Source organism: Oscillospiraceae bacterium, assembly GCA_009780275.1.
Lineage (GTDB): Bacteria > Bacillota > Clostridia > Oscillospirales > UBA929 > WRAI01.
On record WRAI01000015.1, the window covers coordinates 1 to 21,878 of the forward strand.

The 21,878-nt window shown below is 49.0% G+C and carries 19 protein-coding genes; 11 read left to right on the forward strand and 8 right to left on the reverse strand.

The window, feature by feature from the left end; translation table 11 throughout:
* Window positions 1–306: 306 nt before the first annotated feature.
* The 3 genes from FWE06_05635 (at window position 307) to FWE06_05645 (ending at window position 3,111) form a co-directional block, all read left to right on the forward strand.
* A complete protein-coding gene (locus tag FWE06_05635; protein MCL2546661.1) occupies window positions 307–528 on the forward strand; it encodes a hypothetical protein in 222 nt (73 codons plus the stop codon).
* Between the two features lie 87 nt (window positions 529–615).
* Complete coding sequence (locus tag FWE06_05640) at window positions 616–2,478, forward strand: ATP-binding cassette domain-containing protein (protein MCL2546662.1); 1,863 nt, start codon at window positions 616–618, stop codon at window positions 2,476–2,478.
* Window positions 2,479–2,565: 87 nt separating this feature from the next.
* A complete protein-coding gene (locus FWE06_05645; GenBank protein MCL2546663.1) occupies window positions 2,566–3,111 on the forward strand; it encodes a peptidylprolyl isomerase in 546 nt (181 codons plus the stop codon).
* A gap of 64 nt (window positions 3,112–3,175) precedes the next feature.
* Here FWE06_05645 and FWE06_05650 read toward each other — a convergent pair whose 3' ends face one another.
* From FWE06_05650 to FWE06_05680, 7 genes are all read right to left on the reverse strand, one after another.
* Window positions 3,176–4,144, reverse strand: coding sequence for an ATP-binding protein (locus FWE06_05650; protein ID MCL2546664.1), 969 nt, complete (start codon window positions 4,142–4,144; stop codon window positions 3,176–3,178).
* Window positions 4,145–4,155: 11 nt separating this feature from the next.
* The gene (locus tag FWE06_05655; GenBank protein ID MCL2546665.1) at window positions 4,156–4,986 is read right to left on the reverse strand and encodes a metallophosphoesterase; all 831 of its coding nucleotides are present in this window, start codon (window positions 4,984–4,986) and stop codon (window positions 4,156–4,158) included.
* Window positions 4,986–5,723, reverse strand: a complete 738-nt coding sequence (locus FWE06_05660) for a hypothetical protein (protein MCL2546666.1) — start codon at window positions 5,721–5,723, stop codon at window positions 4,986–4,988. The genes FWE06_05655 and FWE06_05660 overlap by 1 nt, the downstream gene beginning before the upstream one ends.
* Window positions 5,724–5,741: 18 nt before the next feature.
* A complete protein-coding gene (locus FWE06_05665) occupies window positions 5,742–8,150 on the reverse strand; it encodes an ATP-dependent Clp protease ATP-binding subunit (GenBank protein ID MCL2546667.1) in 2,409 nt (802 codons plus the stop codon).
* Between the two features lie 59 nt (window positions 8,151–8,209).
* Window positions 8,210–8,743, reverse strand: coding sequence for a CDP-alcohol phosphatidyltransferase family protein (locus tag FWE06_05670; GenBank protein MCL2546668.1), 534 nt, complete (start codon window positions 8,741–8,743; stop codon window positions 8,210–8,212).
* Between the two features lie 62 nt (window positions 8,744–8,805).
* Window positions 8,806–9,507: a CvpA family protein gene (locus FWE06_05675; GenBank protein ID MCL2546669.1), complete on the reverse strand. Its 702-nt coding sequence runs from the start codon at window positions 9,505–9,507 to the stop codon at window positions 8,806–8,808.
* Between the two features lie 151 nt (window positions 9,508–9,658).
* The gene (locus tag FWE06_05680) at window positions 9,659–10,855 is read right to left on the reverse strand and encodes a DUF5711 family protein (GenBank protein ID MCL2546670.1); all 1,197 of its coding nucleotides are present in this window, start codon (window positions 10,853–10,855) and stop codon (window positions 9,659–9,661) included.
* 126 nt (window positions 10,856–10,981) lie between these two features.
* Here FWE06_05680 and FWE06_05685 point away from each other — a divergent pair, with 126 nt between their 5' ends.
* The 5 genes from FWE06_05685 (at window position 10,982) to FWE06_05705 (ending at window position 18,584) form a co-directional block, all read left to right on the forward strand.
* Entirely contained in the window at window positions 10,982–12,838 is a 1,857-nt protein-coding gene (locus FWE06_05685; GenBank protein MCL2546671.1) for a glycoside hydrolase family 26 protein, read from the forward strand.
* Window positions 12,839–12,897: 59 nt separating this feature from the next.
* Window positions 12,898–14,763, forward strand: a complete 1,866-nt coding sequence (locus FWE06_05690; protein MCL2546672.1) for a glycoside hydrolase family 26 protein — start codon at window positions 12,898–12,900, stop codon at window positions 14,761–14,763.
* Window positions 14,764–14,835: 72 nt separating this feature from the next.
* Window positions 14,836–16,758, forward strand: a complete 1,923-nt coding sequence (locus tag FWE06_05695; GenBank protein MCL2546673.1) for a hypothetical protein — start codon at window positions 14,836–14,838, stop codon at window positions 16,756–16,758.
* A gap of 42 nt (window positions 16,759–16,800) precedes the next feature.
* On the forward strand, window positions 16,801–18,039 hold the full coding sequence (locus tag FWE06_05700) for a glutamate-5-semialdehyde dehydrogenase (protein ID MCL2546674.1): 1,239 nt from the start codon (window positions 16,801–16,803) through the stop codon (window positions 18,037–18,039).
* Window positions 18,040–18,071: 32 nt separating this feature from the next.
* Window positions 18,072–18,584 (forward strand): QueT transporter family protein, encoded by a 513-nt coding sequence (locus FWE06_05705; GenBank protein ID MCL2546675.1) that lies wholly within the window; start codon window positions 18,072–18,074, stop codon window positions 18,582–18,584.
* A 46-nt stretch (window positions 18,585–18,630) separates the two neighbouring features.
* Here the strand turns inward: FWE06_05705 and acpP are convergent, their stop codons facing one another.
* Entirely contained in the window at window positions 18,631–18,864 is a 234-nt protein-coding gene (gene acpP / locus FWE06_05710; GenBank protein MCL2546676.1) for an acyl carrier protein, read from the reverse strand.
* Window positions 18,865–18,964: 100 nt separating this feature from the next.
* Between acpP and thiI the strand changes: the two genes are divergently transcribed.
* The 3 genes from thiI to greA are packed head-to-tail and all read left to right on the forward strand — an operon-like array spanning window position 18,965 to window position 21,866.
* Window positions 18,965–20,140, forward strand: coding sequence for a tRNA 4-thiouridine(8) synthase ThiI (gene thiI / locus FWE06_05715; protein ID MCL2546677.1), 1,176 nt, complete (start codon window positions 18,965–18,967; stop codon window positions 20,138–20,140).
* The gene (locus tag FWE06_05720; protein MCL2546678.1) at window positions 20,128–21,342 is read left to right on the forward strand and encodes a competence/damage-inducible protein A; all 1,215 of its coding nucleotides are present in this window, start codon (window positions 20,128–20,130) and stop codon (window positions 21,340–21,342) included. The genes thiI and FWE06_05720 overlap by 13 nt, the downstream gene beginning before the upstream one ends.
* 50 nt (window positions 21,343–21,392) lie before the next feature.
* Entirely contained in the window at window positions 21,393–21,866 is a 474-nt protein-coding gene (gene greA, locus FWE06_05725) for a transcription elongation factor GreA (GenBank protein MCL2546679.1), read from the forward strand.
* Window positions 21,867–21,878 lie beyond the last annotated feature (12 nt).

Below are 21,878 nucleotides of genomic sequence, written 5' to 3' on the forward strand. Positions count from 1 at the left end.
CCGTCGGATCGATGATCGACGGGTCAGCTACAGCGATCGTTGCGCTGAAGCTTACTAGCATGGCCAATGCCATCACTAGTGCCAAGAGGCTTCTCTTCGTTCTTAGCATTTTCTTTCTCCTTTGAAAAAATCATAAAATAATAAGGATTAAATGCGCTAACTATTATCAACGCACTCGAACATAATAGCACAAGTCGAATGTTATGTCAATACCTTTTCATGCCTTTTTATAAAATTTTATCTTGACTTTTCAATGTTTTTATGATATTCTTAAAACAATATCTACAATGAGAGGTGGTGAGAGACATGAAACAATCTAAACCAATGTTTGCGAGCGAAGTCTTCCTCGGAAGTAACATCGTGCGTAAATTTACCTTCAAAACAATAAATACAGGGGATAGTTGTGCCCTTTTGGCGGTTTTAAACCACCAACTTGCAATGACTCTTGTCACTTCAAGGGGTCAATCTGCCTATTTTGAGAAATTAGATTGTTTTGAATGCCTATCACCACATGAAATAGCGGCATAGTTCCGCGCCTTTATGCTTGGGTTCCCTGTGCAGTCAAAACAATCTGCATAGGGTATTTTTATGCCTAAACATAAAGGAGTTTTTATTATGATTGATATATCAATGCATGAACTGCACAAATACTACGGTGCAAACCATGTGATTAAGGGTGTTACCTTTGAAATTTACAGCGGTGAGAAAATCGGACTGTTGGGAAAAAATGGCTCCGGCAAAACAACCTTATTCAAGGTAATTGCCGAAGATGAGCCTTATGATAGCGGAGGTCTTGCCAAAGCAACAATTAAAAGAGTGGAGATTCTCGCACAAATCCCGGTTTTTGCCGACAATGATACTGTTGAGGATATTTTGCGGTCGTCATTCAAAGAGATAACTGACATTCATGCGGCCATGAAAAAAATCGAAGGTGACGAAAATCCGGCGGTTTTGACGCGATACGGAAAATTGATGGAGGAATACGAGCGGCACGGTGGGTATGAGGTGGATTTCAAAATTGAGAAAATCTGCAATGGCATGAACATTGGAGAGAAACTAAGGAATAGCCCGTTTCAATTGCTGAGTGGCGGTGAAAAAACACGGGTAAATTTAGCGCGTATTCTGCTTCGAGGCTGCGATATACTCCTGCTCGACGAGCCAACAAATCATCTTGACTTAGCCTCTCTCGAGTGGCTTGAACGTTTTTTACGAGAATTTCAAGGTACGATTGTGGTTATTTCTCATGACCGGGTTTTTCTTGATCGTGTGATTGAGCGCGTGATAGAAATCGATGACGGCAAGTTGCATTTTTATCAAGGCAACTACAGCTTCTATGTCGAAGAAAAAGAGAGGCGTTTTTTTACTCACGCAGAACAATATAAGCAGCAACAGCGAAAAATCGACCAGCTGGAATTTGCGATAAAGCGACAGCGCGTATGGGCTGCGATAAATCCGTTAAATACAGGACTAGCCAAGCGTGCTTTGGCTATGGAAAAGCGCATTGAACAAATGGACAAGGTAGAGAAACCTATCACATCAGGAAAAATGACTGAGGACTTCAATCGCGGCGGGTATGCGGCAAAAGAAGTTGTCACGTTCGATTCGGTATGTAAAGGCTATGGGGCCAATGCGTTGCTGGATAACGTGACACTTAGCATTAACAGGAATGACCGTATTGCTTTAGTCGGCGAAAATGGCTGTGGAAAGACCACACTCTTGAAACTGGTAATGAGGGAGGACGTTTGTGACAAAGGCGTAGTCAAAATAAGCAGCAGTATCAAAATTGCATATATGCCCCAAATCATCCTGTTCGACGATGAAAATGCGACAGTGCTTGAGACCTTACGAGATATAGTTGCTCTCCCCGAAGAAAAGCTGCGAAGTATTTTGGCGCGTTTTCGATTTAGAGCCCCAGACGTGTTGAAGCGGGTCGGCAATCTTTCCGGCGGCGAGAAAAGCCGCTTAAAGCTATGTCTGCTCATGCAAAATCAGGCAAACGTCTTGATTCTTGATGAGCCGACAAACCACCTTGATATTGCGTCAAGAGAATGGATTGAGGATGCTGTGTCCGATTGGGACGGCACGATGCTATTTATCTCCCACGACCGATATTTTCTAAATAAGTTTGCGTCAAAAATATGGCACATGGAAAGGGGTGGCATCACTGCGTTTAACGGTGGTTTTGACGACTATCTAAAATCAACGGTAACCGATAAGGCATTGGCAAGCATATCTTCTGTCAGCAAGAAAAAGAAAAAGTTTCCTGCCAAAACAAAAGATTCGCCTAAAATCCCGTTCTCGCCGGAAGCGCTCATTTGTGAAGCCGAGTCTGAGTTGGATGCAATCACTGGCGAGATAGAAATGCTGTTGTCCAACTCCGCGTATCAAACAATGGATATGCTCTATCAGAAAAAACATCAGATTGAAGAGCATATCGCATTCCTGTATAACAAATGGATTCAAGAAAGTGAGGTTTAATTGACTTTGCCGAGCCGTTATGATATATTCTATAAATATGTTATGTTTATGTTGTAAACGCGAACAAATCAATAAAGGGGAATGATTATGTCAGAAGAAAGAAAAAATCCGCAAGTGACGATCGAAATGAAGAATGGCGGACGTATTGTGATAGAGTTGTACTATGATGTTGCGCCCAATACAGTGCTGAATTTTGTAAATCTTGTCAACAGAGGGTTTTATGATGGCACCGTCTTTCATCGTGTAAGCCCACGTTTTATGATTCAAGGTGGATGCCCTGACGGGACGGGCAGCGGCGGGCCGGGTTATAGCATCAAGGGGGAATTTTCGGCAAATGGCTTTGAGAATGACTTATCTCACAACAGAGGTGTTATCTCAATGGCTCGCGCCCAGCACCCTGATAGTGCCGGTTCACAATTCTTTATCATGACGGCCGATTCGCCGGGGCTGGATACAGCATACGCCTCATTTGGCAGGGTTATCGATGGTATGGATGTGATCGATCGTATCGCAGCACAGGATGGCCCGAACATCGATGGTGCAACGGTCCGACCGAATGAAGAACAAGTTATGCAATGTGTGACGGTTGAAACGTTTGGCGAATATTATGATACACCGACGACAGTTGGATAGCCCTGCATTTACATTGCAAAAAGCAGCCCTTGTGGCTGCTTTTTAGCTTTTCGCACCATTTTTCTCATAGCCATGCCGCCATTTCCAGCCGCAGCAATTCCAATGCTGCGCCGTTGTCATACAACGGCGTCACATTGCTTTGCAACTGTTGTATCCTTATATCTACTTTCATCGGTAAATGAATCGCCACATACGCCCCGCCCTCCGGGCGGTTTCGTTTCTCCCATTGCCCGCCCATCAGCTTAATAATCCTATCTACCAATTCCAATCCCAACTTAGCTTGCGTCGTGGTGCGGTGTCTACTAAAGTCAAAGCCGGGTCCTTTGTCCTCCACTGAAATATGTAGCATTTCATCTGCAATCCATGGCCGCACAACAATTTCCGCATCATACGGCGAGGCTTTCAATGCGTTTGTCAATAAATTGTAAAGCACAATGTCCAGCTTCATCGTATCCAATTCCATTGGCGCGACATCTTCCAACGACAAAATACGAATACGCCCCATCGATAATTCTGTTGTCAGTCGTTCAGAAAAAGTTTCAATATATGCCTGTGCTTCAGATAGGATAGGCATATATTGTTTGTTTTTATTCTCAAATTGCGCCAAATCACCGATATGCCGCGCCAGCCGTGTAAACTGTCGCATATAATTGGCATCCTGTGCACGAATGTTGTAGCTCTGCAGCAATTCAAGCAGTTTGATGCTGATACTCTGCAGCAAATCGGCAAAGGCCTCGCTTGACAATTTACCCGCATCAGGCAAAAATTCCAACACAAAGTACTCGCCTTCCGGCCGCAATCGTAAATCATACGCCTTCTCATTGCGCGAAAACATGCTATACAACTCAACTGCACCGCGCAGTAGCTGTGGCACTAAATCAGCATCAAACAGCGCATACAGTTCATGTCCACACCACGTCGTGCCGAACAGCCGCGCGGCAGCGTCATTGCCATGCAAAATAACCCCATCTTTGAGCAAAAACATTGGGACAGGCATAGCGTCTAATTTTTCGGTAATAAATTCAAAGTTCATATCTTAATATTTCATTCCCCATGTCTCAATGTCACAATCACCACTTGCGGCCGCGCAAACACCCGCGGCAAATATTCTCCCGCCCCGCGACTGACAAGCACCGGCGTACCGTCACGACTCTGTGCCCAGCCTGCACGAAAGCGCTGACCATATTCGGTAATATGTCGTCGCAAAGTAAAGTACGGCGCCCAAACACAAAAAAATGTTATTTGCCCGCCGTGTGTATGACCACTCAATATTAGATCAACATCGCTCGTGTCCTGTTGCATAGCCACATCAGGATTATGTGACAACAACAACACAAAATCATCGGCAGTCGCATCGGCAATCGCCGTTTCAATGCACGGATTGCCACCCCAAAGATCTTCCACGCCCGCCAGATAGAAATTCTCGCGAACATGCAACCCGCTATTTGCTAATGGCATGATACCGTTGACAATATAAGCCTCAAACAGCCTCGGATACCAATCATGGTTGCCGGAAATGCCGAACATACCGTCCGTCGTTGCAATTTCCGTAAAGGTTTCAAACTTCCCCTCCGGCACATGACCGCCGACTGACATATCGCCGCCGAGGAGCAACAAGTCAATGTCTCTGCTGTTCAATTCGTCGACAATCCCGCGCAATCGGCTGTCGGACAAGATGTGCGTGTCGGCAATGAATGCCACTCTGTATCCATCCATTTCGGGCGGCAGATTTTGTGAGTAGAGTGATACTTCTTTGTATTGTAGAATTCTGTCGAGTGTGAGTGCGTGGATGATGTGGATGGCGGCGATGATGAGAAATACGATGAGGGTTGCTCTGATTATCTTCCGCCATGTCCAGTTTTTTAGTAGTTTCATCACCTTACTCGCTCTTGCACCCAACGCTGTCCTTCAAGCCTATAATACCAGTTCCATCCATGACGCACACGCAAAACATCGTCCTCAACCCATTCTGCTTCAGCATAAAATGCGCTTGCCCGCTCGCCGGATAGAAACCGTTGCTGACGATATGTAATCCGTCCCACACCCAAATGTATACCGCCATTATCTATCAACGTCACCTGCAAGCCGTCACTCGTCCGCCCCAATGCCGCAGTAAATCTGCCATCGGGCGATTCCACTTGCATTGCGTTATTCATGTCGTAATTGTATATCCACGACAACACCGTGCCAGCGAATATCACCACACCAACAACCATTGTTGCAATCACATACACCGCACCGACCATTGCATTATGCCACCACGATTGCAGCCGCTTGGTACAAGCGAAAAACACAATCATGCTACACAGTGCCATTGTGAGGAATAGAAAAATACGTATAACAAATGCCATCGGAACCGTCAGTAAAAACAGCGTCATCACGCCGCCCGACATCGGTGGCAACAATAGCGGCAAGTAGCTTATTTTATGCTCGCGTTGCCGCACAGCGTTGGCTGTAATACCAACCGTTGCGCTCGCCAGCAACAGCGCGAAAACCCAATCGTTGAACGGCACAAAAGCAACATCCGCCGCCCACAGCACAAACGATAGCACCATCATCACACCGAACAACAGCAACAATTGCCAATATCCGTTTTTAAGGATTTTCTTCACAGTACTCTCCTCATGCTCCTAACTAATCACCACTAACTGCTCGCTATCAACCGAAACCGTCACGCCCGACGGCACATCGGCATACCGCTCGACCAGCAAGCTCGCAATTTTATCCTCAATTTCTTTTTGAATGTACCGCCGCAAATGCCGCGCACCATATTCTTCTGAAAACGCCTGCTTAGCAAGCCATTCCGGCACCAATGCGTCATAGGTCAATGTCAACCCGCGACTGCTTGCTGCTTCAGCCAAATCATCCATCATAATAACCGCAATCGCCTTAAAATGCTCCTGCGGCAACGGATTGAAAACAACGATTTCATCCACACGATTGAGGAATTCAGGGCGCAGAAAATCTTTCAGGGCTTTCATGGTACGGTCACGATTAAGAGCCTCATCAGTGCGGCCGAAGCCAATGCTTCCTGTCTTTTTATCGCTGCCGGCATTCGTAGTCATAACCAAAATCGTGTTTTCAAAGTTGACTTTTCGGCCGTGTGCATCGGTGATATATCCGTCATCCAGCACTTGCAGCAGCACATTCAGCACATCAGGGTGCGCTTTCTCAATTTCATCAAACAGCACAACAGAATATGGCTTGCGACGAATCTTCTCAGTCAATTGCCCTGCCTCGTCATAGCCCACATATCCGGGCGGCGAGCCGATAATACGGCTGACCGCATGCTTTTCCATAAACTCTGACATATCAAGCCGTATCAAGCTCTCCGGCGTGTCAAACATATCAGCGGCAATTAACTTGACCAATTCGGTCTTGCCCACGCCTGTCGGTCCCGCAAAAATCAACGACACAGGCTTTCGCTTGGGCGACAGCCCCACCCGATTGCGCGCAATCGCCGCTGTAATGGCGATTATTGCGTCATCCTGCCCGACGATGCGCTTTTTTAAGCGCTCGGGCAAGCCGTTTAATTTTTCAAATTCCGCGGCCGCAATCGAACTGGCAGGCACTTTTGTCCACTGCTCAATCACACGCGCCAAGTCGGCCACCGTCAACTTAGGCGCACCGTCTTTCATGACTTCCTGTAAATCCTCTTTCAACTGTAACGACTTGCTCTTACAAGCCGCCAACGCCTCATAATCAACATCTTCTTCCTCTTGCAATAATGCAATTTCCTCGTCCAACCCGCGCAACTTCCGATGAAGTTTCGCCGCTTGCGCGATTTGCTCACTTGATAAATTTAGTGAGCTCGCCGCCTCATCGAGCAAATCAATCGCCTTGTCGGGCAAGAAGCGGTCGGTGATATAGCGTTCGCTCAATGTCACAGCAGCACGACAAATGGTGTTGTCAACTGAAATGCCGTGATGTTGTTCATAATAGTGTGCAATGCCCTCTAAAATCTTGACCGATTCATCAACTGATGGCTCATTAATAATCACCGGCTGAAAGCGGCGCTCCAGCGCGGCATCTTTTTCGATATGTTTTCGATACTCAGCAAATGTCGTGGCACCGATGACTTGAATCTCACCGCGTGACAATGCCGGTTTCAGAATATTCGCAGCATTCATCGACCCCTCAGCATCACCGGCACCGACCAGTGTATGTACTTCGTCAATGACCAAAATAATGTTGCCCGTGCGTTTAATCTCCTCAATCAAGCCCTTCATGCGACTTTCAAACTGCCCACGAAACTGTGTACCGGCAACAAGCGACGTCAAATCGAGCAAATACACCTCTTTGTCTTTGAGCTTATCCGGCACACTCCCCTCGGCAATACGCAATGCCAAGCCTTCGGCAATCGCTGTTTTGCCTACGCCGGGTTCACCAATCAAGCAGGGGTTGTTCTTTTGCCGCCGGTTGATAATCTGAATGACGCGCTCAGTCTCATCGCCGCGCCCGACGATGCGATCAAGTTTTCCGTCACGCGCCCGACCTGTCAAATTGAGGCAATAACTGTCCAAAAACTTCAGCTTTTTAGGCTGCTTGGCTTTGTTATCACGCCCGTTTTCACGTTTTTTATCCCGTCCGGGACGCCCGCCATCTGCCGACTGTCCGTCACCAGCTTGCTTTGGTTGCTCTTCATTGGCGGACGCCGATTGGTCAGGCTGTGGCAACGGCATTTGGTTTTGAAAGATGCGGTCAAGAAATGGAAATGTTGCTGTCTTGCCCTCATCGTCGATAGCCGAATCGTCGTCGTTATCCTCGTTGCCTTCATTCATTACACCCAGCCCACTCATCAGCGCCGATGGGTCGCTCAGCATCTCACTCATACCGCTGCTGATGGCATCCATATCGTCATCCGTCATGCCCATCTGCTTAAACATGCTACCAAACGGGCCGATATTCATATTTAATTCACGTGCACATTTTAGGCAGAATCCTTGATGTTCCGGCTCTTTATCCTTTTCCATCCGTGTAACAAACACAACGGCAATATTTTTTTTGCAATGAACACACAGTGTTCCCAATGTTCCCATAAGCTTCTCTCCAATTTCCGTAGTTATGGGGACGCTTGGTGCGTCCCCAACGTCAAAAATTATATTTTTTCTTCCTGCTTGTTAAAGTACAGGTATAAATAATATATCAATGCGGCGATATTCAGCCCAACAGCAATCGCCAGCAAGACATTGCTCCATAACAGCGGAATGGCAGGAAAGACTGTCATCACCAAACAGACAACAAAGAATACTGCCGTCGCCGCTTTTCCAACTTCGACAGCAGCAAATACATCATTGCGCTTACGCATAAGCACCATCGCGCCCCACGCCATCACCACCTCCTTGACAAACAGCACAAGCACTGCCCACCAGTGTACCACACCAGCAATCGTAATGGTCAATAACACAGTAAACGCCATGGCTTTATCAGCCATCGGGTCAAGAATTCGTCCCAATTTTGTGATTTGGTCATTGCGCCGTGCCAACCAACCATCAATGACATCGGTGCAAGCGGCCAGCAAATACACGCCCGCTGCATACCAGTGTGCATAAAGCACACCTGAATTATACACGATGGGAAACATCGGCACCATCAGCAGCCGTAATAAAGATAGCATGTTAGGTATATTCATGGTAAAGCCTCAAAAATTATCGTATCTATCGCCATTCAAAGCATATTTAGGTAGTGTCCTACTTAGAAAATGCGGAATGGCGTGATGTTCTGTATCCATCCCATAATAAAGCTGTCGTTGGCACCTAGTGTACCCGCACCTACCCCTGTATAGCGAATAAGCCATGCCAACACAAAAATCAGTAGCAATCCCGACAAGATCCCGACACCCAGCCCTCCAAATTGATTGAGTTGCTTTATAATCGGAATTTCAAAGAAAGTATTGATAAATCGCACAAGCAAATGCAGCACGATTGCCAATATAATGAAAAAGAATATAAACAACACAATCCGCATAATTGCACGCGCCATCACTGTAGTTGCCGCCGCCCGAACCGTTTCGCCATGTTCGGTGACCTGCTCCATAATTTCACTTTGCAGGCGTCCAATATCACGGCTGTGAATATTCAATTGCCGGAGCGTCCGCTCGGCTAAGGCACGTTGTGTTTCGGGGTCGTGGTCATTTATGCGCTCATCGTCGTCGCGTTCATAAATATATTCCTCGCGCGCGTCGTCAAATGCGTCAGCTGCGCGACCGCCAATCAGGGTAGAGAAGCTATCGGCCGCCGGGTTAGCAAACTGCCCCGCCAATACGCCGGCCAACCATATTGACAATACGAAGACGGCAATGCCGGCTATGCTGAGAATCAACCCTCTGCGCCATCCACGCCACGCGGCAAATGCCAGCACAGCAACGATAATGATATCCCATAAAATCCAAGGCATATTAAGTAGTCCTCCCTCGTTTGTCACACCTCTACTCTCTCATGGACGGTCAAAGTTAAGTCGCGAACGACCACAAGTCCACGTAGTGGTACGGTGTTACCGCATTTCCGTTTTTTCTTGCCTTATTCCACTGCTCGAAAGACAGGCAACTCTACTCTTCTATTGAAATAACCCGCGCGGCGCGTTGCCCCAACAGTACCAAACTGCCATCATCACGTACAATAACGCCTCGCTCGTCCGGCTCAATCATTACAACGCCCAATTCTTCCAATCTTGTCGAATAGACAACACCGGCATCGCGGGTCAGCAATGCAATTTTACCGCCGCCGGCATCAAGGTCTATAATGTCTTCACCAAAGGCCTTTTCGGCAATCACATTACCATCATTGTCAAGTACTACAATAGTACTGCCACCTTCGGACTGATAGCGCGAAACCTGCAGGACAATATAATCACCCCCGAAGCTGAAGCTTCGCAGCACCTGTCCCGACCATCCCCATCGCGCGATTTCCCGAGCCTGATTATCGAGCAAAATCAATTCATCTTCCCACAATGTCGCAATTACATTGCCACGCCGATACGTTACCGCCAACGGTACGCCGTCGGGCTGTGAAAATACATAAGCCGGCTCGCCCGAATCATCACGTGCATTAAAGAGACGCACCTCGCCCAAAGCGGCGATACCGTCCTGCCGCACTGTTGCCACGGCAATAGCATTGGCATGCGGTGAAAGCGCCGCGTCAACAACAAATTGTGCCGCCGAGAACCACTGATACATGCGGCGGTCGTCGGCATTATACACTGTAATCACTGCCGCATAACCGGGTTGCCGCGTAATGAGCAAATAGCGTCCGTCGACATTCATGTGAGCGTTGATGATGCCGTGTTCAAATACCTCACTGCGGCGCAGTTCATATCGGCGATGAATGAGCAACGCTTGCCCGCCACGGTCGAAACTGAGCAGTGCATTGTCACCCACGCGCAACACGGGGTTGGGCATATTGACTGCTATACTGACCTGCTCGCGTCCACTCACGTCATGAACAGCCAACCGCGCCGGCGACAGAATCACCAACCCGTTGCGGTAAACTTGCACACTGTTGCGTAAATTACGGTCGTAGATAAATTGATCTGCCGGTTCGCCCTCTCTCTGAAACGGTATGTTCAGTCGCTCAAAAAATGCCAACATGGGATTGCCTTGCAATTGGTCACGGTTGATAACCGCATACAGCACTAGTCCGACAACAACAAAGATGAAAATTGCACTCAAAAGAGAACGCAAAGGTCTAAACGGCTTTCGCGCCCGCTTCTTGCGCTCCTTATTTAAGTCAACGACATTTTCATCCATACATTGGTTATTATGCCGTAAAAGTTCGGGATTGTCAAGGGGGTGTTGGTATGTTATACTAGCATTTAAATATAGGTGCGTGTTTCTAATAACCCGCACGCTACGAAACCACAGGGGGTTATGTTTATGCTACGCAAAATGTCTGCTTTACTTATCCTAATCCTGTTTGCAGCACTGTTTCTGTTCGGGTGCAGCGAGCAAACACCGCGAGATGTTGCACAACGGTTTTGGCACGATGGCTTCGCCGACGGCGTAAACTTTACGTCTGCCAATGACCTCGTTGGTCTGACGACATACTGGAATCGCACGACGTCAGTCAACGCCGTGCCGAACCGCATTGGCAGCGACGATGATGTGAGTTTTATGCTCGACAACGGCAACGTGACGCGCTTTGTCAACATGAGTGACGGCTATGCCTTGACCTTGCCGTTCAGCGCGGCCGAGTATACCGCCGACTTAGCGTTGAGCGGCGTGCGCACCAAGCTGGTCACCGCCGACCGCATTATTACCATCACGCGCGAAGACCAAAACCCTTACGACAATGACTTGCACGGTTGGCTCATTTACTACGATGAATGGCTAACCCGCTACATCGCCAATGCCGGCTTTTTGCGCACCAACCGACTGATAGAAACACGTCCGGCTGTTCAACATGATATCAATATACTTGATGGTTACGTCGTCAGCTTATACAGCATCCTCATTCGCAACCACGAAAACATCGATATGCCGTACTATAACATCGCCATCATTCGACAAGAAGGCGAATATGAACGCTTTTTGCTGATTGTACAAAAAGCAACGCACGATGTTAATGATGAGTTTGATGCTATGCTGCAAACGCTGCGCGAATTCGAGCCGCAGGGTGAAAGTCAAAACGCCACAACACCTTTTGAACTAACCCGTGCCGACTACTGGGATGATGCGACAGCGGCATATTTTGACCTATTGATGCAAGAGGACTATCTTGAGTGGGGCTTTTTCACCAATGTCTTGCAATTTTCCGGCCATTACAACTACAATACAGTGCGCCAAAATATACAGCGAAATCAAAGCGAGCTGCAAGAGATGATGGACACTACGTTCGGTATTTTCCCCACTTACACGCCGCTCGGGTGGCATGGTACGGCACAGCCTTTTCCCCTCAGCATGGCGCGGGAGTTTGCTGGCGGCGACGGTTTTAACGGCCGTCCTGTCTTGCAGATGACTTATCAATTTACTGATACCAACAACGGCAACTTATATGGCTACACACCCATGTTTAACATTCTCAACGGTCGTTACGACGACCGTTTCCGTGAGTTCGCGCAGGGCATGAAAGAATACGGTTATCCCATTTTGTTCCGCCTCAACAATGAAATGGACGGCGATTGGACGAGCTATTCCGGCATCCTGACATTGCTTGACCCCGATATTTTTATCAAGACGTGGGAGCATCTTTATAATCTGTTCCGTGAAGAAGGCGTGACCAACCTCATATGGATTTTCAACCCCAACAGCACCTCGGTACCGTACAGCAATTGGGGCAAATGGTACAACTATATGCCGGCGCTTCATACCTTCCATATGATTGGCATTTCGCCATACGAATTCGGAAATAACATGCACATTGAGCCCTTTGCGTCTTTGGTTGATAAAGTTTACGAGCGTTACGAACGGTTCAGCCATTGGCCGTGGGCCATTTCGGAATTTGCGGCCGGCAGCGGCGGCGAAGCGCGGCGAGTAGGTGACAGCATTACAGTGACTTCGTCGGGGCGGCATGAGTATGAACAAGCCGAGTGGGTGCGTGATATGTTTCATGTGCTAGACAACCGCCATCTTGACGAATACACTTTCGCGCGGCCCATTCGCATTGCTGTATGGTTCAACGTCAACGATTATCTTGACTATGACGGCGAGATGTATATTTTAAACCACTTGCGTATCGGCGCACATACACCGTTGACGATTGAGGCGTTCCGGCAAGGATTTGCCGCCGAATAAAAACTACGCAGGGTGCGATGTCTTCATCGCACCCTGCACTAAAATTAGGAGGAACCAATATGTTACGCAAAATGTCTGCTTTATTTATCTTTACTCTGTTCGCCACGCTGCCCTTTTTCGGCTGCAGTTCCGATACGTCGGCTGATATTGCCGATCGATTTTGGCAAGAAGAGTTTGCTGACGGCAAGAGCTTTTCCTCTGCTGCTGATGTCGTCGGCTTGACAGCGTACTGGAACCGTGAGGCGCGAACAGAGCGCGTGCCCCGTAATATCGGCGATAATGATGTGAGCTTTATGCTTGACAACGGCGACGTGACGCGCTTTGTCAACATGAGTGACGGCTATGCCTTGACCTTGCCGTTCGGCGCGGATGATTACGAAGCCGACTTACAGTTTAGCGGCGTACGTACTAAATTGCGCACCGATGACAGAGTCATTACCATCACACACGAAGAGCGAAGCCCCTTTGGCAACGACATTGAGGGCTGGACAAGGCAGTACAACGAATGGCTTGTACGCTTTATCGGCCATGACGGATTCTTGCGCAGCAATCGACTGCAACGCCTACGCCCGATTACTCATCAAAGCTCTGATATAATAGACGGCTTTATCGTCAGCTTGTACGATATTTACATCCCTCGCAATGAAAATATCGAGATGCCTTATTACAACATAGCCATCATTCGCGCAGCCGGCGAATATGTGCGCTTTCTGCTGATTGTGCAAAAGGCAACGCATAATGCGACTGACGAGTTTGATGCCATGATTGCCTCAGTGCGTCGCTTTGAACAGCGGGGCATCAGCCACAACGAGCAAGTAGCTTTTGAGCCCACCCGTGCGGACTATTGGGACGATGCCACAGCAGCATATTTTGATTTACTGGCCGAGCAAGAACATGTCGACTGGGGCTTTTTCATGCACTCCATGCGTTCGCCCGGCGAGGCTGACTATCGTTATTTTCGCGACGCGCTGGCACGCGACCATATCGCTTTGGAGGAGATGCTTGACACACATTTTCCCATTATGCCGACATATACGTCACTTAGCTTTCAGGGGCAATTATCAGCGTTCCCAATGGCATTAGCGCGCGAGTATGCCGGCGGCAACGGTTTTAACGGCCGCCCCATCTTACAGTTGACCTACCATTTCTCGCCCGGCATGTTCGCCAACTTTTATGGCTATACGCCTATGTTCAATATTCTGAACGGTCATTACGACGACCACTTTCGCGAGTTCGCGCAATGCCTCATAGAATACGGCTATCCTATTTTATTTCGCCTTAACAACGAAATGGATTCCGACTGGATTCCGTGGGCAGGCATCTTTACACTGCTCGACCCCGACATTTTCACGATGACCTGGGAAAGGCTTTACAACATCTTCCGCGAAGAAGGCGTAACCAACCTGATTTGGATATTCAACCCCAACGGGCTGTCTTTCCCGCTCAGCAACTGGGGCGAATGGCACAATTATTTGCCGTGCACAAGCATGGTACACGTTTTAGGGCTAACGAAATATGAGTTTGGCAACAATCTTATATTCAGGTCGTTTGAGGATCTGTACCGTGCCATTTATGACCGCTACACGCCGTATTTCCAAGACTGGATATGGTCGATTTCCGAGTTTGCTGCCGGCAGCGGCGGCGAGCGACAAACAGTGTCCACTTCAGACGGCTATCGAATGATACAAACAACGTTAGGTCGGCACGATTTTGAACAAGCCGAATGGATTCGCGATATGTTTTATATTTTCAACAACCGTAGCGCCGAAGAGAATTATTTTGTCCGCAACATTAAAGTTGCCGTTTGGTTCAACGCCAATGATAATATATATATCGACGGCGAGTGGTTCATTGAAAACCATTTGCGGATCGGTGAGCATGCACCGCTGGCGATTGAGGCGTTTAGAGAGGGCTTGAACAGTTAAACAAAGCGGGTTGACCCACCCTTATGTTTTATGATATACTGAAGAAAACAATACACGCAGGAGGAATCTACCATGTCACGTTCGCTATCCAAAATCCTTATCTTAACTTTGCTGCTAACCCTGGCCATACCGCTCTTTTCTGCTTGTGCCGACACCAGCCCATCCGACCTTGCCGAGCGGTTCTGGCAAGACGCATTTGCTGACGGGGACGGCTTTACATCGCACGACTCGGTCACTGATTTCACCGCTTACTGGAACCGCGAGGCAACCGACAATCCGCCGCGCAACATCGGCGATGAGGACGATGTCAGCTTTATGCTCGACAACGGCGACCAGAGCCGCTTTGTCAACATGAGCGACGGTTATGCTTTAACCTTGCCGAACAGCAACTTTGAGGCCGATTTAACATTTAGCGGCATCCGTGTACAGCTGGCAGACGAACATCGCGTAATTACCGTCACACGTGAAACTGATAACCCTTACGACAGAAGCATGGTAGAGACCGAAGACGACAGAGAAGTACCCGTCGGCTCGGAGCACGGCTGGATGACATATTACAATGAGTGGCTGACCCGCTTTATTGCCCACGACGGTTTCATTCGTTCCAACCGCTTGGAGCGCCTACGCCCCGTAGTACAGCACAGCACCGATATTCTTGATGGTTTCCATGTCAGCAAATACGACATCGCCATTCGCGTCCGCAGCGGCGAAGTTCTTGCTGAAATGCCCTACTACAATATCGCTGTCATACGCGAAGAAGGCGAATACATACGCTTTCTGCTGGTTGTACAAAAATCCACACATGATATGACCGACGAGTTTGATGCTATGATTCAATCGGTGCGTGAGTTTGAGCCGCAAGGCACCAGTCAAAGCGACGAAACGCCCATTCCTCTCACTCGCGCCGAATACTGGGACGACGCAACGGCACGATATTTTGAAAAGCTGGTAAATCAAGATCACATCGACTGGGGCTTCTTTACCGACTCTATGCCAGGCGACGGCACACCCCATTGGAATAGTGTGCAGACATCCATGCGCCGCAATCAGGCTGATTTGGAAAACTTACTCGACACTACTTTTACTATTATGCCGACATATACACACATCGGTTTCCACGGCACGCCGGCGCATTTCCCTCTCGAAATGGCGCGTGAATTTGCTGGCGGCGACGGTTTCAATGACCGCCCTGTTCTGCATTTGAGCTATCAGTTTACCACCAGCAATAACCAGCCATCACAGCTATATGGTTACACCCCCATGTTCTCAATACTCAATGGTCAATACGATGAGCAATTCCGCCGTCTGGCGCAAGATATTATCGCTTATGAGTACCCCGTTCTGTTCCGCTTAAATAACGAAATGGACACCGACTGGGTCAGCTACTGCGGCATGGTTACCCTGCTTGACCCCGATATTTTTGTCATGACGTGGGAACGGCTGTATAACATTTTCCGTGAAGAAGGCGCAACAAATGTCATTTGGATTTTCAATCCCAATACACCATCCATTCCTTACAGTCGTTGGGGCTCTTGGATTAGCTACCTGCCAAGTTTTCACACCATGCACATACTGGGCATCACAGCCTACGAAATGGGCAATAATGCCGGCCACTTCCGCTCTTTCGAAACGCTGTATCGCAACGTCTACAACTTAAAAGCACCATGGTTCGGCGACTGGCCATGGTCAATTTCGGAATTCGCAGCGGGCTCCGGCGGTGAAATGCAAATGAACTTTGAACTCGGCCATCACGTCGCGACAACACCGGGACGCAACGAGGGCTTGCAAGCCGACTATGTGGAAGATATGTTCCGCATTTTAAACAACCGCGAAGCCGAAGGCAATGAGTTTGTCCGTCCCATCCGTATCGCCATTTGGTTCAACCGCAACGATTACGAATATGTCGACGGCACGCTCTCTATCATCAATTACCTGCAAATCGGCTCAGATACGCCTATGACGATTGAAGAATTTAGACGCGGCATGAATCCGTAGGGACAGATGCTATAGCCGCCTCTACATTGATGGGAGGATTCCATGATTTTAGACCTGGCCAAACGTGTTAAAGCCTGTGCGCCAACCCTTGGCACATCGCCACAGCAGCAACGCGATGCGGCGTTAACCGCCATTGCCGAATTGCTCATCAGCCAAACCAGTGAATTGCTTATCGCCAATCAAATTGATTTAGACAACGGCACGGCAAATGGACTTTCCCCTGCCCTTCTAGACCGCTTGCGCTTAACGCCGCAACGTGTTGAGAGTATGGCAGACGGCGTGCGCCAACTCATCGCGGCGCACGACCCCATCGGCGGCAGTGACAGCGTAGTGCGCCGGCCCAATGGCTTGCGGGTCGAGACGGTGCGCGTGCCGCTTGGTACAATCGGCATGATTTATGAGTCACGCCCTAACGTCACGATTGACGCAGCTGCGTTGTGCCTCAAGAGTGGCAACTGCGTACTTCTCCGCGGCGGCAAAGAGGCGATTGAGAGCAATAAAGCCTTGTCCGACTTATGCCGCAAGGCGTTGGGATTTGTTGGACTGCCCGCCGACTGCGTGGCTTTAATCACCGATACAACGCGACAATCGGTGACCGATATGGTCGCATTGGAGAATGTGCTGGATGTTGTGATTCCACGCGGTGGTGCCGCGTTGAAAACTCACGTCACACAACACGCGCGCGTGCCGGTCATCGCAGCAGCAGGCGGTGTCGTGCATATCTACGTTGACGCGTCTGCCAAACTCGACAATGCCATTGATATCATCGACAACGCCAAGCGGCAACGCCCGTCAGTCTGCAATGCCGTGGAGACAGTGCTTATACACAAATCGATTGCTACATCGTTTCTGCCTAAACTTGCCAAGAAGTTGCACGATGTAGAGTTACGCGGCGGCCAATGTTGCCAAGATATTCTCGGCAACCGCTGCAAACCTGCAACAGACGAGGATTTTGCCGCCGAACACGGCGATTTGACGCTGACGCTCCGCATTATTGATGACATAGATGTCGCAATCGAGCACATCGCGCAGTATGGCTCAGGGCATACCGAGTGCATTTTAACAAGCGACTTACGCAATGCCGAACAGTTCGCCGAGCAGGTTGACGCCGCCGCCGTCATTGTGAACGCCAGCACGCGGTTTACCGACGGCGAATGCTTTGGGTTGGGTGCCGAAATCGGCATTTCAACGCAAAAGCTGCACGCCCGCGGCCCAATGGGATTGCGGGCCTTGACCACGATAAAGTATGTTATACACGGCGGAGGACAAATTCGCAAGTAAAAATTACATAATTCATGTTAGGAGAGATAACCATGACAAAAAAACTCTTTACCACGCATAATATTGTGCTATGCGGCATCGTCGCTGCCGCTTACTTCGCGCTTGTGGCAATTTTTCAACTGGTGTCATTCGGCCCGTTTCAAGTGCGCGTCGCCGAAATGTTAACGGTTATGCCATTTTTCTTTCCTGTCACGGCATTCGGACTGTTTGTTGGGTGTTTCTTTGCCAATCTGATATTTAGCCCGTTTGGCATTATCGATGCCTTAATCGGCGGCACTGCCAGCTTGGTTGCCGGCTTGATTGTTGCCAACATTCGCATCAAATGGCTTGTTCCGGTTGCACCGATTGTATTAAACGCCTTTGCTGTGCCGATTGTATTCTTAGCTGCCGGTGAAGCGTGGGCGCCATATTTCATCATGGCGGCTTTAGTCGGTGGCGGGCAGGTCCTCGCCTGCGCCGGGTTTGGGTTTCCACTCTTGCTGACACTGGAACGCATCCCCATTGTGAAGCAGTTGAGACATAATCCCGATAAAAAAACCGCCTGACGGCGGTTTTTCAGATTGATTGTTCGCAGGCAGCAGCTCGGCAGCTCTAAATTTTTTCATCAATGTATTTCGCTACATCTGCAACAGTCTTGAATTTACGAATCTGCTCTTCGTCAATGGTGATATTATACTCTTCCTCAATAGAAAACATCAACTCCACCACATCCAACGAGTCGGCGCCTAAATCCTCAGCAATGTCGGTCGTATCTTCAATTTTATCAACATCAATATCAAGCTGCGTCGCCAAAACTTCTTTAACTTTATCCAATGTCGAACTCACGATTTCACCTCCTCAACGATTAAATGATGATACCAGTATATACATTTCCCTTCCATTTGACAAGTCTTTTTTATAATTTTTTTCATCGGAGAGCAATACTATGCAACAGGTCATTCTATGTAAACTAGGCGAAATCGTGCTTAAAGGGCTTAACCGCCGTCAATTTGAACAACAGCTTATCGCCAATACCAAGCGACGCCTCAAACATTTAGGCGAGTTTTCCTATGATTGCCGTCAGTCTTGTTTATACATCACACCACTCGTCGATTGCGACCTTGACGCCGTTATGTTGGTTGTCGGACGTATTTTCGGCATCGTTACCTATGGCCCGGCCATAGGCATAGACAAAGATATGACTGCTTTGCAGCATCGCGCCCCCGATTATTTACGCCAAGCACTTGTCGGCAGAAAAACTTTTAAAGTCGAAGCCAAGCGCGCCGACAAGCGTTTTCCGCTTACTTCGCCGCAAATCGCCGCCGAATTAGGCGGTAGCCTGTTGGAAGCCTTCCCTCACTTAACTGTTGATGTGCATGCACCTGAGGTAACTGTCATGGTCGAAGTGCGCGAGCAATATATATACCTGCACGGCGGCACACATACCGGTGCGGGCGGCTTGCCTGTGGGCAGCAGCGGCAAAGGCACGTTACTCATCAGTGGCGGCATTGACAGTCCCGTTGCCGGCTATCTCATGGCACGGCGCGGACTGGAATTGCACGCCGTGCATTTCGAAAGCTATCCCTATACCTCACAGCAGGCGCTGCAAAAAGTGCATGACTTATGCAGCTTGGTGGCAGGCTATGCGGGTCGCATTATGCTGGATGTGGTGTCGTTTACTGCATTACAAGAGCGGCTGCGCGAAAGGTGCGATGAAGCATACTTCACACTGCTCATGCGGCGATCGATGATGCGCATTGCCGAGCGCTTGGCGCGGCAGAATAAATCGTCTTGCTTAATCACCGGCGAAGCACTCGGGCAGGTTGCCAGTCAAACCATCGGCGCATTGGGTGTGACAAATGACGCGATTACGAGCAACTTCCCCGTCCTGCGCCCTTGCATCGGCATGGACAAAGAGGAAATCATCGCCATTGCGCGCAAAATCAATACTTTTGAAACCTCGATTTTGCCATATGACGACTGCTGCACTATTTTCACGCCCAAGCACCCGCGCACGCGGCCAAATTATGAAGAAGTGCTGACAAATGAGATGAAATCCAATTTGGCAGTGTTAGAAAGTGACATTCAAGTAGAAAGAAGCGTGATAACGTGGCAAATCTAGTCGCCGAAATCATCGCCGTCGGTACGGAATTATTGCTCGGCAATATCGCTAATACCAACGCGCAAGTCATTAGCCAGGGCTTGAGTGAGTTAGGCATCCATGTCTATTTCCATACTGTAGCGGGCGACAACGACAGTCGTTTGCGGCAAGCCCTTGACATTGCTTGCACGCGCAGTGATATCATCATCACGACGGGCGGTTTAGGTCCGACGTATGACGACATAACCAAGCAAACCATCGCCTGTTTCTTCGGCGTTGCGCTCACACCGCACGAAGCAACGCTGCAAAAAATCAAGGATTATTTCACTTATATCAAGTCCGATATGCCGGACTGTAACGCACGGCAGGCCGAATTGCCTGTGGGGTGCACGATTATGGAGAACCATTGGGGCACCGCGCCCGGCTGCATTTTCCAAACCAAAGGCAAACATGCTTTGATGTTGCCAGGCCCACCGCATGAATGTTCCGCTATGTTTCGCACTTGCGCTATGCCATACTTGGAGTCGCTGACGCAAAACTGCATTGTGTCTAAGACCATTAACATCTTTGGCATGGGTGAGTCGGCGCTGGAAGAGCGCTTGCGCGAACGTATGCAAGCGGCCAAAAACCCCACTATTGCACCGTATGCCAAGGAGGGTGAAGTGCAGCTGCGCGTCACGGCTGCTGCGCGTGAGCGCGATGAAGCAGAGCGACTTGTCACGCCTGTGGTTGACGAGCTGTGCGCCGGGCTAAAAGACGTTGTCTACGGCATTGACGCTGACAGTTTAGAAGCAGCGGTATCAGCTCTGTTGCGCAAAAAAGGCTTGACGCTTGCGGCCGCGGAGTCATGTACCGGTGGGCTGCTGGGTGGACGCATAACAGCCTTGCCCGGCGCAAGCCAAGTCTTTAAGGGCGGCATATGTGCTTATACCAATCAAGCCAAAATTGACTTGCTGGGTATTGCCCCACAGTTGTTGGAGGAGTTTGATGCGGTAAGCCAACAAGTCGCTGTTGCCATGGCGGACGGCGCGCGGACGAAATTTAACAGCGATTTTGCCATCGGCATCACCGGTTACGCCCAAGATAACGGCACCGTCTACATTGCGTTGTCCAGTAAGAAGGCCACACACTGCAAACAATTTCAACTCGGCCCAAACCGCAGCCGCGTTCGTACCATGGCCGTCAATCACGCGCTAAATATGTTACGGCTTGACATTGACTAATTCTTCCACTATAATCTTGACAGTCATACATTATATGCGAGGTAACAAATATGCAAAAAGAATTCAAACTCACACAGGAACGGCTAAACGAATTACAACAGGAACTAACTCATTTGCGCACCGTGCGCGAAAAGGAAGTTGCCGACCAAATTAAAGAGGCGTTGGCGTTCGGCGACTTGTCGGAAAACAGCGAATACGATGAGGCAAAAAATGAGCAAGGCAAGCTTTTTTCGCGCATTGCCGAGATTGAAAACATTATCAATCATGCCGTGGTAATTGAAATTGGCGCCGTAGGCGGCGACAGCGTCGCCTTAGGCAGTACGGTCACCGTCGTTGCCCAAGATGATAAATCAATCACACATACGTTTACCATTATGGGCAGCCAAGAAGCCAACCCGATGGAGGGGCGTATCTCTGACGAATCGCCATTCGGCAAAGCCTTACTGGACGCCAAAAAGGGCGATAAAGTTCGCGTTGACGCGCCGGGTGGCAAGCGGATATACGTTGTAAAATCAGTAGAGTAATTGATAACTTAG